This is a genomic window from Streptomyces sp. NBC_00461 (genome assembly GCF_036013935.1).
Classification (GTDB): Bacteria; Actinomycetota; Actinomycetes; order Streptomycetales; family Streptomycetaceae; genus Streptomyces.
Genome location: NZ_CP107902.1, coordinates 7631188 through 7644931, shown reverse-complemented (window position 1 = coordinate 7644931; position 13744 = coordinate 7631188). Strand labels below are relative to the sequence as shown.

The window sequence follows — 13744 nt, the reverse complement described above, 5'->3', positions numbered from 1 at the left end:
AGACAGGAAATCAGGGGGAACGAACGATGGAAACAATCCCGCGATGGACTCTCGACCCGCAACCGGGCGTCGCGGAGTACGAAGTCCCGCTGCCGGAGGGCCTGTCGGGCACGCCGTCCGCGCTGGCGGCCGCACATCTCAGGGTGCTCGCCGCGCTGTCCGGGGAACACGAGGTGACCGAGGGTCCCGACGACGGCGCCCTGCACGTCGCCCTCACGGGCCGCACGCTGCGGCTGCGCTACCGCACCGACGTCCTCGACGCCGCTGCCGCCGCCCGCGTCGCCGGCTACCACCTCGCCGCGCTCGCCGACCCCGAGCGGCCGAGCCTGCTGTCCGAGGAGGAACTCCGGTTCCAGCTGGACGAGTTGGCGGGCCCCGAGCGGGAACTGCCGGACCGGCGGGTGCACGAGCTGTTCGAGCAGCGGGTGAGCCTCCACCCGGACGCGGTGGCCGCCGTCCAGGACGACCGGCAGTGGACGTACCGGGAGCTCAACTCCCGCGCCAACCGCATCGGCCGGGCGCTGCTCGCCCGCGGGCTGCGACGCGAGGACGTGGTCGCGGTGGTCATGGAGCGGAACCTGGACTGGCTGGCGTCCGTGCTCGCCGTCCTCAAGGGGGGCGGCGTGTATCTGCCCGTCGAGCCGCACTTCCCCGCCGACCGCATCGCGACCACCCTCGCCCGCGCCGGCTGCGGCCTCGTCCTCACCGAGCACGGCAGCGCCGGACACCTCGACGACAGCGCCCGCACCCTGTTCGTGGACGCCGCCTACGCCGAGGACCACTCCGACGACGACCTCGGCGTGCCCGTCACCGCGGACCAACTCGCCTACATCTACTTCACCTCCGGCTCCACCGGCGAGCCCAAGGGCGCGATGTGCGAGCACGCCGGCTTCGTCAACCACGTCCTCGCCAAGATCGGCGACCTGGGCATCGGCGCCGGGCGGACGGTCGCGCAGACCGCTCCGCAGTGCTTCGACATCTCCCTGTGGCAGCTGGTCTCCGCGCTGCTCGTCGGCGGGCGGACGCTGCTGGTCGGGCAGGAGACGATCCTGGACGTCCCGTGGTTCGTGGACACGATCGTGCGCGGCCGGGTGAACGTGCTGCAGATCGTGCCGTCGTATCTGGAGGCCGTGCTCGCCGAGTTGGAGCAGCGTCCGCGCGAACTGCCCGACCTGCGCTGTGTGTCGGTCACCGGGGAGGCGGTCAGGAAGGAGCTGGTGCAGCGCTGGTTCGACGCCATGCCCGGCATCCGGCTGGTCAACGCCTACGGCCTGACGGAGACGTCGGACGACACCAACCACGAGGTCATGGTGCGGGTGCCGGACCGGGAGCGGGTGCCGCTCGGGCCGCCGATCGCGAATGTGCGGGTGTACGTCGTCGACGAGGCCCTGACGCCCGTACCCCTGGGAGCGCCCGGCGAGATCGTCTTCTCCGGGGTGTGTGTCGGACGGGGGTACATCAACGACCCCGAGCGCACGGCGGCGGCCTTCGTCGCCGACCCGCACCGGCCCGGCGAGCGGCTGTACCGCAGCGGTGACCACGGGCGCTGGCTGCCCGACGGGAAGCTGGAGTTCCTCGGCCGCCGGGACAGCCAAGTGAAGATCCGCGGCTTCCGCGTGGAGATCGGCGAGATCGAGAACGCGCTGCTGCGGGTGCCCGGCGTGCGGGACGGCGCCGTGGTCGTCGTACGGGGTGCGCAGCTGGTGGCCTTCTGCACCGGCGCCGAGCCGGTGGGCGCCGACGAGGTGCGCAACAAGCTGGCCGCCTCGCTGCCGCCGTACATGGTTCCCGCGCTCGTGCACTGGCGGGAGCGGCTGCCGCTGACCGCCAACGGCAAGACCGACCGCAAGACGCTGACCGTGCTCGCCCAGGAGCTCGGCTGCGACGGCTCCGGTGCGCCGGACACGCCCGCCGAGCGGCGGATGGCCGCCGCCTGGGCCGAGGTGCTCGGCGTCCCGGCCGGCCGGATCGGCCGCCTGGACCACTTCTTCGACCGCGGCGGCACCTCGCTGTCCGCCGTGAAGCTCGCGATCGCCCTGAACCGGGCGATCACCCTCAAGGACGTCACCCGCCACCCTGTTCTCGCCGACCTGGCGGGGCTGCTCGACCAGCGCCACTGAAAGGAACCTGTGCAATGACGCACGCGTCCCCGACCTTCCTGCCCGACATCGAACAGTCTCCGGGCCGCCCGCCGCTGCTGCAGGCCACGTCCGAAGGTGACCCGGCGAGTTGGGTCGCCGAGCACCGAGGCGAGCTGCGTGCCGCGGTCGCCGAGCACGGCAGCCTCCTGGTCCGTGGACTGGGACTCGCCGAGCCCACCGCCACGGAGGCGGTGTTCCACAACCTCGCGGGCGGCCGACTGATGGCCGACCGGGAGCCCTTCGCACCCCGCCGCTCCTACGCCGAGGGCGTGTACTCCTCCTCCAAGTGGCCGAACAACCAGCAGATGTGCATGCACCACGAGCTGAGCTACGCCCTTCGGTTCCCGGGCCTGTTGCTCTTCGCCTGCCTGGTGGCACCGGAGGCGGGCGGCGCAACCGCGGTCGCCGACGGGCCGACGGTCCTCGACGCGCTGCCCGCGGAGCTGGTCGAGCGGTTCGAGCGGGAGGGCTGGCTGCTGACCCGGACGTACAACGACGAGATCGGGGCATCGGTCGCCGAGGCCTTCGGCACCGACGACCGGACCGCCGTGGAGCGCTACTGCCGGGCGAACGCCATCGAGTTCGCCTGGCAGGACGACGGCTCGCTGCGCACCCGTCAGCACCGCAGCGCCGTCCTGCGCCACCCGGAAAGCGGCCGGCGCTGCTGGTTCAACCAGATCGCCTTCCTCAACGAGTGGACGATGGATCCGGAGGTGCGCGAGTACCTCGTGGACGTCTACGGGTCCGACGGGCTGCCCTTCAACACCCGCTTCGGGGGCGGCGATCCGCTCGACGAGGACGTCGTGCGGGCCATCAACGAGGTCTACGAGGCCCACACCCTGCGCGAGCCGTGGCACTCGGGTGACCTGCTGCTCGTCGACAACCTCCGCACCTCGCACAGCAGGGAGCCCTTCGACGGGCCACGCGAGGTGCTGGCCGCGCTCGGCGACCCGGTGCGGCTGACGGACTGCGCGCCGACCATCGAAGTGAGGACCGCATGACGACCACCGACAATGCCGCCGCCCAAGGCGCCCTGGGCGCACCGCCGTTCGCCGTGATCTCCGGCGAGCAGGTGCAGCAGGTGCTGCACGGCCGGGAGCCGGAGATCGCCGAACTCGTGGAGGCCGTGTACCGGCTGCACGGGGCGGGCGACTCGGTGAACCCGCCGTCGTACTTCCTGCGCTTCCCGGACCGTCCGTCGTCGAGGATCATCGCGCTGCCCGCCTCGCTCGGCGGGGCGCTGCGGGTGGACGGACTGAAGTGGATCTCCAGTTTCCCGGAGAACACCAGGTCCGGACTTCCGCGAGCATCGGCGGTCCTGATCCTCAACGACCCCGACACGGGCTATCCGTTCGCGTGCCTGGAGAGTTCGGTCATCAGCGCCACGCGCACGGCGTCCTCGGCGGCGCTGGCCGCCGACCGGCTGAGCCGGACCCGCGGGCGCCCGGCGCGGGTCGGCTTCATCGGCACCGGCCTGATCGCCCGCTACATCCACACCCATCTCGCCGCCACGGGCTGGGAGTTCGATGAGACGGGGGTGTACGACCTGTCGCCCGACAGCGCGGCCGGGTTCCGCGGCTACCTGGAACGCTCGGGCGCCAAGGGACACGTCACGCCGCACGGCGACATCGAGTCCCTGATCCGCTCAAGCGACCTGCTGGTGTTCGCCACGGTCGCCTCCGCACCGCACGTCCACGACCCGTCGTGGTTCGCGCACCACCCGCTCGTGCTGCATGTGTCGCTGCGCGACCTGGACCCGAGGATCCTGCTCGCGTCGGCCAACTACGTCGACGACGTCGAGCACTGCCTGAAGGCGGAGACCTCGCCGCACCTGGCCGAACAGCTCACGGGGAGCCGGGAGTTCCTCGACGGCACACTGAACGACGTACTGACCGGGCGGGCGACCGTTCCGGGTGACCGGACGGTGGTGTTCTCGCCGTTCGGACTGGGGGTGCTCGACCTCGCGGTCGGCAAGTTCGTCCACGACGAAGTGGCCCGCAGGGGCGGGCTGCACGTCGTCGACGGGTTCTTCCACGAGCTGCGCCGGCACGGCTGACCGGCCCGTGGCGCATGAGGAGGGGGCATCATGCCCGTCATTTCCGATCCAGTCCAGTTCAACGAGCAGGAGCTCTACGTCGACCTTCGGGCCGCACTGGGGCTACCTCTGTACCTGAAGTGCGAGGGCTTCAACTTCGCCGGCTCGATCAAGCTCAAGGCGGCGACCGAGATGGTCAACGCGGCCGAGCGCGAGGGTCTGCTGCGTCCGGGCTCGGTCCTGGTCGAGTCCTCGTCCGGGAACCTGGGCGTGGCTCTGAGCGTGATCGCGGCGAGCCGCGGCTACCGGTTCCTGTGCGTGACCGACGCGCGCTGCAACCAGCCGACGATCCGCCTGATGGAGTCGCTGGGCACCCAGGTCCACGTCATCGAGGAACCGGACCCGCGCGGCGGCTTCCTCGGTGCGCGGATGGCGTACGTGAACGCGCTGTGCGCGTCGGACGACAGATACGTGTGGCTCAACCAGTACCAGAACCAGGGCAACTGGAGGGCACACTTCCGGACCACCGCCCCGGAGATCGCCCGCCGCTTCCCGAACCTGGACGTCCTGTTCGTCGGCGCCGGCACGACCGGGACCCTGATGGGCTGCGCCCGCTGGTTCTGGCAGTGGCGGCGCCGGGTGCGCATCGTTGCCATCGACACGGTCGGCTCGGTGAGCTTCGGCATGCCGCCGGGACGCCGGATGATCCCGGGGCTCGGCATGAGCGTGCCTCCGTCGTTCCTGGACGAGTCGTACGTGGACCACCTGGTCCGCGTCGAGGAGACCGACGCCATCCTCGCCTGCCGCCGGCTGGCCGCCCGGGGATTCATGTTCGGCGGCTCGACGGGGACGGTGATCAGCGGAGCCGGGCAGTGGCTGGCCGAACACGGCCGGCAGGGCCTCACCTCGGTGGCCATCGCCCCGGACCTCGGCGAGCGCTACCTGGACACCGTCTACCGCGAGGGCTGGCCGGCCGACGCGATCGAGGCGGAGGTGGCGCCGGCCGCGGTGGCTCGCCTGGCCTGACACCCGCCAGGGGGCTCGGCCCCCTGGACCGTCCCTGCCGGTGTGCCGTGTCCAAGGTGTGACCGGTGCCCCGCCCCGGGGTACGTTCGCGACATGGCGCGAAGCACCCACACCGTGACCAACCAACCCCCACCTCTGGTCGGCTACGACGTCTTCACCTCCGACCACGTCCTGACCTCCGCCGTGGAACGGCACCTCGCCCCTGCGCTGCACGACGAGGTACACGGCGATCTGACCGCGCTCGGCCGGGCCTGCGGGTCGGCCCAGGTGCAGGAGTGGGGGGCCCAGGCCAACGAGAACCCGCCCCGGCTGCGTACGCACGACCGCTACGGCCACCGTGTCGACGAGGTCGAGTTCCATCCCGCCTGGCACCGGCTGCTCGGCAAGGGTGTAGCGGCCGGGCTGACCGCGGCCTGGGGCCGGCCCGGCGGCCATGTCCGCAGAGCCGCCGCCTTCCTGCTGTGGACCCAGGTCGACGCCGGAAACCTCTGCCCCCTGTCGATGACCCACGCGGCCGTCCCCGCGCTCCGCACGGACCCGGAGCTGGCCGCCGAGTGGGAGCCGCGGCTGACGTCCACGGTCTACGACCGCGACCTGCGGCCCGCCCACCTCAAGGCCGGGGCCCTGTTCGGGATGGGCATGACGGAGAAGCAGGGCGGCAGCGACGTACGCGCCAACACGACGGCCGCCCGGCCGCTCGCCCAGGACGGGACGTACGAACTCACCGGGCACAAGTGGTTCTGCTCGGCACCGATGTCCGACGGGTTCCTGGTGCTCGCGCAGGCTCCGGACGGGCTCACCTGTTTCCTCGTGCCGCGCGTTCTGGAGGACGGTGCCCGCAACGACTTCCGGCTGCAGCGGCTCAAGGACAAGCTGGGCAACCGCTCCAACGCCTCCGCCGAGGTCGAGTTCGACGGGACCTGGGCGCGCCGGGTCGGCGAGGAGGGCCGCGGGGTGCGGACCATCATCGACATGGTGGCGGCGACCCGGCTGGACTGTGTGCTGGGCTCCGCGGGCCTCATGCGGCAGGCGGTCGCGCAGGCCGTGCACCACTGCACCCACCGGGAGGCGTTCGGCGCGAAGCTGGTCGAGAAGCCGCTGATGCGCAATGTCCTGGCCGACCTGGCAGTGGAGTCCGAGGCGGCGACCACTCTCGCGCTGCGGCTCGCCGCCGCCTACGACGACGGCGGCGAGCAGGAGCGGGCGCTGCTGCGGATCGCGGTGCCGGCCGCCAAGTACTGGGTGACCAAGCGGTGCGCCGCGGTGACGGTCGAGGCCGCGGAGTGCCTGGGCGGAAACGGGTACGTGGAGGAATCGGGGCTGCCCCGGCTGGTGCGCGAGGCGCCGCTGAACTCGATCTGGGAGGGCGCCGGGAACGTCCAGGCGCTCGACGTGCTGCGCGTGCTGCGGCGGGAGCCGGAGGCCCTCCATGCCTACCTCCAGGAGGTCGGCAGGGCGCGCGGCGCCGACCACCGGCTGGACGGCGCGATCAAGAACCTGCTGACGGAGCTGGCCGATCTGGAAGGCATCGAGGGGAGGGCCAGGCGGCTGACGGAGCGACTGGCACTGGTGCTCCAGGGATCGCTGCTCGTCCGGTTCGCACCCCCGGAGGTCGCCGACGCCTTCTGCGCCTCCCGCCTGGCCGGAGACACCGGCACAACCTTCGGCACACTCCCCTCCACCCTCACCCACACCACAATCGTGGCCCGAGCCCGCCCAACCTAGAGACGCGGGGAACTGCGCCCGCACCACCAGGGGCGCGAGGAACTGCGCGACAAGCCACAAACCACCCGCAGCCGCCGACACACGTCACCCCTACCCCCCGCCGCGAACCCAGCCAAACCACCGGAGGTAAGCCGCGGGGGTGGTGCTGCGCCGACACGGCACCACCCCCGCCGCACTGGCCCGTTCGAGGCCGCGAACGCCGCTCGGGACGGCGTTGCTCAATATTCAAACAACCTGGGACCGTTCACCAGGGTTGCAAGGGGTTGCAACTTGCTGCTGTCTGTGGCTGGAGTGTGCCCGTCCGTCAGCAACGAACGGCAGTATGAGACGGACAGTACGGACGACTCCGAACCCCGTGGCCGCGAGGCGACAGGAAACCGGTTCCCGAGCTCTTCCCCGGGAGGACCAGTGGCGCACCCGCCGACGGACGTGAGGCAGCTCGTCGTGGGCGACTCGGCGCGCGCGGCGCGGGTGCTCAGCGAGGTCCGTGCCGCCAGGCTCTCCGGGCAGCGCACGCCCGTGGCGCCGCGCCCGGTGATCGAGCAGTCCTGGGGCCGCATGCTGCGCAGCGGTATCGACCCCGACCGTGACCGGCGGTCCGGTCTGCTCTCAGCCGACGAGGTGCGCCGGCGCCGGGAGACCACAGCGCTGCGGCACGTCCTGCCGGTGCTGCGGGAGGGGCTGCTGTCGGTCGCGGACGTCGCCCACCACATCATGGTGGTCACGGACGAGGACGCCCGGGTGCTCTGGCGCGAGGGCAGCACAGCCGTTCTCCGCAAGGCGGACGGGCTCGGCTTCGAACTCGGCGCGGACTGGCGGGAGGACGTCGTCGGCACCAACGGCATCGGCACCCCGGCCGTCGTCCGCCGGCCCGTGCAGGTCTTCGCCTCCGAGCACTTCGTGCGCTCACAGACCTCCTGGACCTGTACCGGCGCCCCCATCACCGACCCGCGTGACGGCCGGCTGATCGGTGTCGTGGACGTGAGCGGGCCGCTGGAGACGATGCACCCGGCCACGCTGGCCTGGGTCGACTCGGTGGCCAAGCTCGCCGAGGCCCGGCTGCGCGAGCTGCACCTGGGCTCGCTGGAGCGGCTGCGCGCGGTGGCCGCACCGGTGCTGGCCCGGGTGGGCGGCCGGGCCCTGGCGGTGGACCGGGACGGCTGGACCGCGGCGGTCACCGGGATCCTGTACACGAACCGGATCACCCTGCCCAAGTCCCTTTCGGCGGGCCGCCGGTGGCTGCCCCCGCTCGGTCTGTGCTCGGTGGATCCACTGGCCGAGGGCTGGCTGATCCGGGCCTCCGACGAGCCGGTTCCGCGCAGTGCCACCCGCGTGGTGCTGGATCTGACGCAGCCGCGCCGCTGGTCGGTGACGGTGTCCGGGTGCGCGGGCTCCTGGAGCCACGAACTGAGCCCCCGGCACGCCGAGTTGCTCTGTCTCCTCGCCCTGCACCGCGGTGGGCGCAGTGCGGCGGGCCTGGCCGAGGAGGTGTTCGGCGACCCGGCCCACAGGGTGACGGTGCGCGCCGAGATGTCCCGAGTGCGCCGCTACCTCGGGGGGTTGCTGGAGCACCGGCCGTACCGCTTCGCCGAGGACGCGGAGGTGGAGCTGCTACTGCCGGCCGACCCGTGCGATCTGCTGCCGCAGTCGACGGCACCTACGGTGATCAACGTACGGGAACCCGTCGAACTGCCCTGAGCGCCTCCCGTACGCATCGGTGCGTGTCCGGAATATGGCATCGAGTGACGCCGCGGCCGCATCTTCCGCATATTTGCAGGGTCTTCGTCCCGGGCCGCGTCATACTGCCGTAGCATCCCTCTACGGGCCACCCCACCTGCTCCTTTGGTCAACACACGGACCAATAACCGCAGTTGGCCCGCCTCGGGAGGACGTATGAAGCAACGTGGCCGACACCGCAGGCAGAAGCGGGGCCGTGCGCTGCGCGCCTTCCTGGCCGGCACCGCCCTCGCACTCACCGCCGCCGCCACCATGATCAGCGCCTCGCAGGCCACGGTCGGTGACAAGCCGGGGGGTCTGAAGACGCTCGCCTCGTCCGACCGGGCTGCCGCGGGGCTGCGCCTCCAGGAACGTGCGGTGCCGCAGAGGACGCTCGACCGGCTCGCCTCCTCGATGGGCCGGCCCGTCGGCGTGAGCACCCTCCTCGCCGATGCCGACCACTCCCTGCGCACCGGCGCCGACTGCCCGTCCACCGAGCGTGCGGCGCTGCCCGTCGCACCGGCGGCCACGCGCGCGTACTGCTGGGACACCGCCGACACCCGCGGCTGGCGGGCCGGCGCGGTCACCACGTCCGGGGACGCGGACGACGACGGCCTCTGGGGCGAGCACCGGGTGATCCTCTCCGGCTGGACGCACCGCACCGGGCGGCCGGCCGAGCCCGGTCTCGCCCGGGTCGCCGTCGTCGACGCGAGCGACCCGGGCCGCCTCACCTACACCTGGGCGTCACTCGTCGTCCCGGTCGACGGCGGCCGCGACTACCGCGGCCTGGCCTCCACCGTCTCCGGCATGGTCTGGTACCAGGGCAAGCTGCTGGTCACCGCCGCCGACGGCCTGTACGTGTACGACATGCACCGCATCCAGCGGGCCACCGTCGACAGCGGCCAAGTCGGCAAGGTGCGGGGCGGCTGGGCGGCGTACGGCTCGAAGTACGTCCTGCCGGCCGTCGGCTCGTACCGGCTCGCAGGCGGGAGCGCGCGTCCGGCGGCGATCTCCCTGGACCGCAGCACCGCGCCCGACAGCCTGGTCGCGAGCGAGCGTGTGTCCTCGGACGGCGGACGGCACACGCGTCTGTGGCGCTACGCGTTCAGCAGCGACCCGGCCCGGGCCGGCCTGCTGGCCACCGATTTCACGGGCCGCGCGGTCGCCACCGAGGCGTACGAGACGAAGACGGCCCAGGTCTCCGGCGTCCTGTCGTACCGCTCGCAGTGGTACCTGGCCCGCGCGGCCGACACCCCGGACGGCCACGGCACGCTCTGGCGGCAGAACGCGCGCGACGCGAAGGCCACCGAGTGCCGCTCGGACGAGTCGAACCACTGCTGGACCGGACAGGCCGGATCCCTGTCCTACTCGGAGGAGACCGGCGAGGTCTGGTCCCAGTCGGGGCGGATGCTGTACGAGCTGCCGCTGAGCTCGATCGACAGGTCCCTGGGATAGGCGAGGTTCCTGGGACAGTCGACAGGCCCGGGACCGGGGGTCAGACCCCAGGGGCCGAGGGTCACGCCTCAGGAACTGTGGGACAGATCGCAATCGACAGACCTCGGGGACGGATGATTCCCTGACGGCATGACGAACACCCCCGTGACCACCTGGTCCCTGGAGCAGACCGCCCCGACCGACCTGCTTCCGGCCGCCGCGCCGGAAGGAGACGTACGGGTCGCCCGCTCCGAGGTCCCCTCCCCTGAGTTCAGCCGATTCCTGTACGCGTCCGTGGGCGGCGACCTCCGCTGGATCGACCGGCTGGGCTGGACGTACGCGCGGTGGCGGGAGCATCTGGACCGGCCCGGGGTGGAGACGTGGGTCGCCTACGAGCAGGGCACGCCCGCGGGATACGTGGAGCTGGAGCCGCAGGACGACGGGGCCGTGGAGATCGTCTACTTCGGGCTGATCCCGGCCTTCCGGGGCCGGGGAATCGGCGGGCATCTGCTGTCGTACGGCGCCGCCCGCGCCTGGGACCTCGCCGAGCGCCGGCCGGAGCTGGGGCAGACCAAGCGGGTCTGGCTGCACACGTGCAGTCTGGACGGGGAGCACGCCATGGACAACTATCTGCGCCGGGGGTTCAAGCTGTTCGACACCAAGGTCGAGGAGCAGCCGCAGGTGGCCGCGCCCGGCCCGTGGCCCGGGGCATACCGCGCCTGACCTGCACCGACAAGACCGTTCGCAGCGGATGTGATCGACGACACGCTCGTCTCACTCTTCGAGACCAGGGTGTCCGCATCGTGGACGAAGCTGGACTGTGTCCAGACTGCCGTGACACGCTTTCGTCATGTCTGGAACTGGAATTGCCTTGGTGAGTCGGCGGCACGTCGACCTCGGCCGCATGTCCAGCGCCATCTGTCCGGCGAGCTGAGAGCACAGCACGCCCGATATCTCCTGACACTCCGTCTCATCCCGCGCAACGACGCGCACGCACACCCATGCGCCCGTACGCGCAGGTCAGAGCCGCTTTCCCGCCTGTCCCGAAGGACGTAGAACCATGGCCGCCACCCCACAGAAGCCTGCCGCCGCGCCTGTCCGCCGCAAGGTGAGCCGTCACCGCGGTGAGGGTCAGTGGGCGATGGGGCACCACACCCCGCTCAACGGGAACGAGCAGTTCAAGAAGGATGACGACGGTCTCAATGTGCGGACACGCATTGAGACGATCTACTCCAAGCGGGGCTTCGACTCGATCGACCCCAACGACCTGCGCGGCCGCATGCGCTGGTGGGGCCTGTACACCCAGCGAAAGCCCGGGATCGACGGCGGCAAGACCGCGATCCTGGAGCCGGAGGAGCTGGACGACAAGTACTTCATGCTGCGGGTCCGCATCGACGGCGGCCGGCTCACCACGCAGCAGCTGCGAGTGATCGGCGAGATCTCGCAGGAGTTCGCCCGCGGCAGCGCGGACATCACCGACCGGCAGAACATCCAGCTGCACTGGATCCGCATCGAGGACGTGCCGGAGATCTGGAACCGGCTGGAGGCCGTCGGGCTGTCCACCACCGAGGCCTGCGGCGACTGCCCGCGCGTCGTCATCGGCTCGCCGGTCGCCGGGATCGCCGAGGACGAGATCATCGACGGCACCTGGGCGATCGACGAGATCCACGAGCGCTACATCGGCAGCAAGGAATTCTCCAACCTGCCCCGCAAGTTCAAGACGGCGATCTCGGGCTCCCCGCTCCTGGACGTGGTCCACGAGATCAACGACGTCGCGTTCGTCGGCGTCGAGCACCCCGAGCACGGCCCCGGCTTCGACGTGTGGGTCGGCGGCGGCCTGTCCACCAACCCCAAGATCGGCGTCCGGCTCGGCGCCTGGGTGCCGCTGGCGGAGGTCCCGGAGGCCTGGGCGGGGGTGGTCGGCATCTTCCGCGACTACGGCTACCGGCGCCTTCGTACGAGGGCCCGTCTGAAGTTCCTCGTCGCCGACTGGGGTGTGGAGAAGTTCCGCCAGGTCCTGGAGGACGAGTACCTCAAGCGGAAGCTGGTCGACGGTCCCGCGCCCGCCGAGCCCACGCACCGCTGGCGCGACCACGTCGGCGTGCACCGGCAGCAGGACGGCCGCTTCTACGTCGGTTTCGCCCCGCGCGTCGGCCGCGTCGACGGCGCCACGCTGACGAAGATCGCCGAGCTGGCCGAGGCGCACGGCTCGGGCCGGGTCCGCACCACCGTCGAGCAGAAGATGATCGTCCTCGACGTCGAGGAGGCCCAGGTCGAGCCGCTGGTCGAGGCGCTGGAGGCGCTGGACCTGACCGCCAAGCCGTCCCCGTTCCGGCGCGGCACCATGGCCTGCACCGGCATCGAGTACTGCAAGCTCGCCATCGTCGAGACCAAGCAGCGCGGTTCTGCCCTGATCGACGAACTCGAGCGCCGTATCCCGGACTTCGACGAGCCGATCACCATCAACCTCAACGGCTGCCCGAACGCCTGCGCCCGTATCCAGGTCGCGGACATCGGTCTCAAGGGCCAGCTGATCCTCAACGACCAGGGCGAGCAGGTCGAGGGCTACCAGGTGCACCTGGGCGGCGCGCTCGGCCTCCAGGCCGGGTTCGGCCGCAAGGTCCGTGGCCTGAAGGTCACTTCGGACGAGCTGCCCGACTACATCGAGCGCGTCCTCAAGCGCTTCGAGGCCGAGCGCGAGGAGGGCGAGCGGTTCGCCGCCTGGGCCTCGCGTGCCTCCGAGGAGGCCCTCTCATGAGCGAGCGGGCCGCCCCCTTCTACTGCCCCTACTGCGGCGACGAGGACCTCCGACCCAGCGAAGCCCTTGAAGGCAGCCACGGCGCGTGGGAATGCGCGGCCTGCAACCGGGCCTTTCAGCTGAAGTTCCTCGGGCTGCTCGCCCGGGGCCTTCAGCACTCCGAAGCAGGGGGAGAAGAGATATGACCGCGGTTCAGGAAGAACGCGCGACGGAGGATCTCAAGGCGCTCGCCGAGCAGGCGGGCCGCGACCTGGAGGACGCCTCCGCACTGGAGATCCTCCAGTGGGCCGCCGAGAACTTCGGCCAGCGCTTCTGCGTGACCTCGTCCATGGAGGACGCGGTGGTCGCCCACCTCGCCTCCCGCGCGATGCCCGGCGTTGACGTGGTGTTCCTCGACACCGGTTATCACTTTCCCGAGACGATCGGCACGCGAGACGCGGTGGAGGCGGTGATGGACGTCAACGTCATCACGCTCACCCCACGTCAGTCGGTCGCCGAGCAGGACGCGGAGTACGGCCCCAGGCTGCACGACCGCGACCCCGACCTGTGCTGCAAGCTGCGCAAGGTCCAGCCGTTGGAGCAGGGCCTGAAGAGCTACGTGGCCTGGGCGACCGGTCTGCGCCGCGACGAGTCCCCGACCCGGGCGAACACCCCGGTCGTCGGCTGGGACGAGAAGCGGCAGAAGGTCAAGGTCTCCCCGATCGCCCGCTGGACCCAGGACGACGTGGACGCCTACGTCGCCGAACACGGCGTACTGACCAACCCGTTGCTGATGGACGGCTACGCCTCCGTCGGCTGCGCCCCCTGCACCCGCCGCGTCCTGGAGGGCGAGGACGCACGCGCCGGCCGCTGGGCGGGCAACGCCAAGACCGAGTGCGGGCTGCACGGATGACGACGACGATTCAGGAG

General features: G+C 71.3%; 12 protein-coding genes. All 12 read left to right on the top strand.

Features of this window, described 5'->3' with window-relative positions:
• Positions 1-26 precede the first annotated feature (26 nt).
• The 12 genes from OG870_RS35520 to OG870_RS35465 all read left to right on the top strand — a co-directional run bounded on the left by OG870_RS35520 (position 27) and on the right by OG870_RS35465 (position 13727).
• Positions 27-2120, top strand: a complete 2094-nt coding sequence (locus tag OG870_RS35520) for a non-ribosomal peptide synthetase (RefSeq protein ID WP_266590867.1) — start codon at positions 27-29, stop codon at positions 2118-2120.
• 14 nt (positions 2121-2134) lie between these two features.
• Positions 2135-3142 carry a TauD/TfdA family dioxygenase gene (locus OG870_RS35515; protein WP_266590865.1) on the top strand — a complete coding sequence of 336 codons (1008 nt, stop codon included), beginning with the start codon at positions 2135-2137 and terminating at the stop codon, positions 3140-3142.
• Positions 3139-4197: a 2,3-diaminopropionate biosynthesis protein SbnB gene (gene sbnB, locus OG870_RS35510; protein ID WP_266590863.1), complete on the top strand. Its 1059-nt coding sequence runs from the start codon at positions 3139-3141 to the stop codon at positions 4195-4197. The genes OG870_RS35515 and sbnB overlap by 4 nt, the downstream gene beginning before the upstream one ends.
• Positions 4198-4227: 30 nt before the next feature.
• Positions 4228-5202: a 2,3-diaminopropionate biosynthesis protein SbnA gene (sbnA, locus tag OG870_RS35505; RefSeq protein ID WP_266523242.1), complete on the top strand. Its 975-nt coding sequence runs from the start codon at positions 4228-4230 to the stop codon at positions 5200-5202.
• 93 nt (positions 5203-5295) lie between these two features.
• The gene (locus tag OG870_RS35500; protein ID WP_266590858.1) at positions 5296-6927 is read left to right on the top strand and encodes an acyl-CoA dehydrogenase family protein; all 1632 of its coding nucleotides are present in this window, start codon (positions 5296-5298) and stop codon (positions 6925-6927) included.
• A gap of 408 nt (positions 6928-7335) precedes the next feature.
• The gene (locus OG870_RS35495; protein ID WP_266590856.1) at positions 7336-8625 is read left to right on the top strand and encodes a GAF domain-containing protein; all 1290 of its coding nucleotides are present in this window, start codon (positions 7336-7338) and stop codon (positions 8623-8625) included.
• A gap of 195 nt (positions 8626-8820) precedes the next feature.
• On the top strand, positions 8821-10098 hold the full coding sequence (locus tag OG870_RS35490) for a hypothetical protein (protein ID WP_266590854.1): 1278 nt from the start codon (positions 8821-8823) through the stop codon (positions 10096-10098).
• Positions 10099-10227: 129 nt separating this feature from the next.
• Positions 10228-10800, top strand: a complete 573-nt coding sequence (locus tag OG870_RS35485; protein WP_266590852.1) for a GNAT family N-acetyltransferase — start codon at positions 10228-10230, stop codon at positions 10798-10800.
• 127 nt (positions 10801-10927) lie between these two features.
• Positions 10928-11011 (top strand): putative leader peptide, encoded by an 84-nt coding sequence (locus tag OG870_RS35480; RefSeq protein WP_309486338.1) that lies wholly within the window; start codon positions 10928-10930, stop codon positions 11009-11011.
• A 126-nt stretch (positions 11012-11137) separates the two neighbouring features.
• The gene (locus OG870_RS35475) at positions 11138-12835 is read left to right on the top strand and encodes a nitrite/sulfite reductase (protein WP_266523232.1); all 1698 of its coding nucleotides are present in this window, start codon (positions 11138-11140) and stop codon (positions 12833-12835) included.
• A complete protein-coding gene (locus tag OG870_RS35470; RefSeq protein WP_266523230.1) occupies positions 12832-13020 on the top strand; it encodes a hypothetical protein in 189 nt (62 codons plus the stop codon). The genes OG870_RS35475 and OG870_RS35470 overlap by 4 nt, the downstream gene beginning before the upstream one ends.
• Positions 13017-13727 carry a phosphoadenylyl-sulfate reductase gene (locus OG870_RS35465; protein ID WP_266590850.1) on the top strand — a complete coding sequence of 237 codons (711 nt, stop codon included), beginning with the start codon at positions 13017-13019 and terminating at the stop codon, positions 13725-13727. The genes OG870_RS35470 and OG870_RS35465 overlap by 4 nt, the downstream gene beginning before the upstream one ends.
• Positions 13728-13744: the final 17 nt, after the last annotated feature.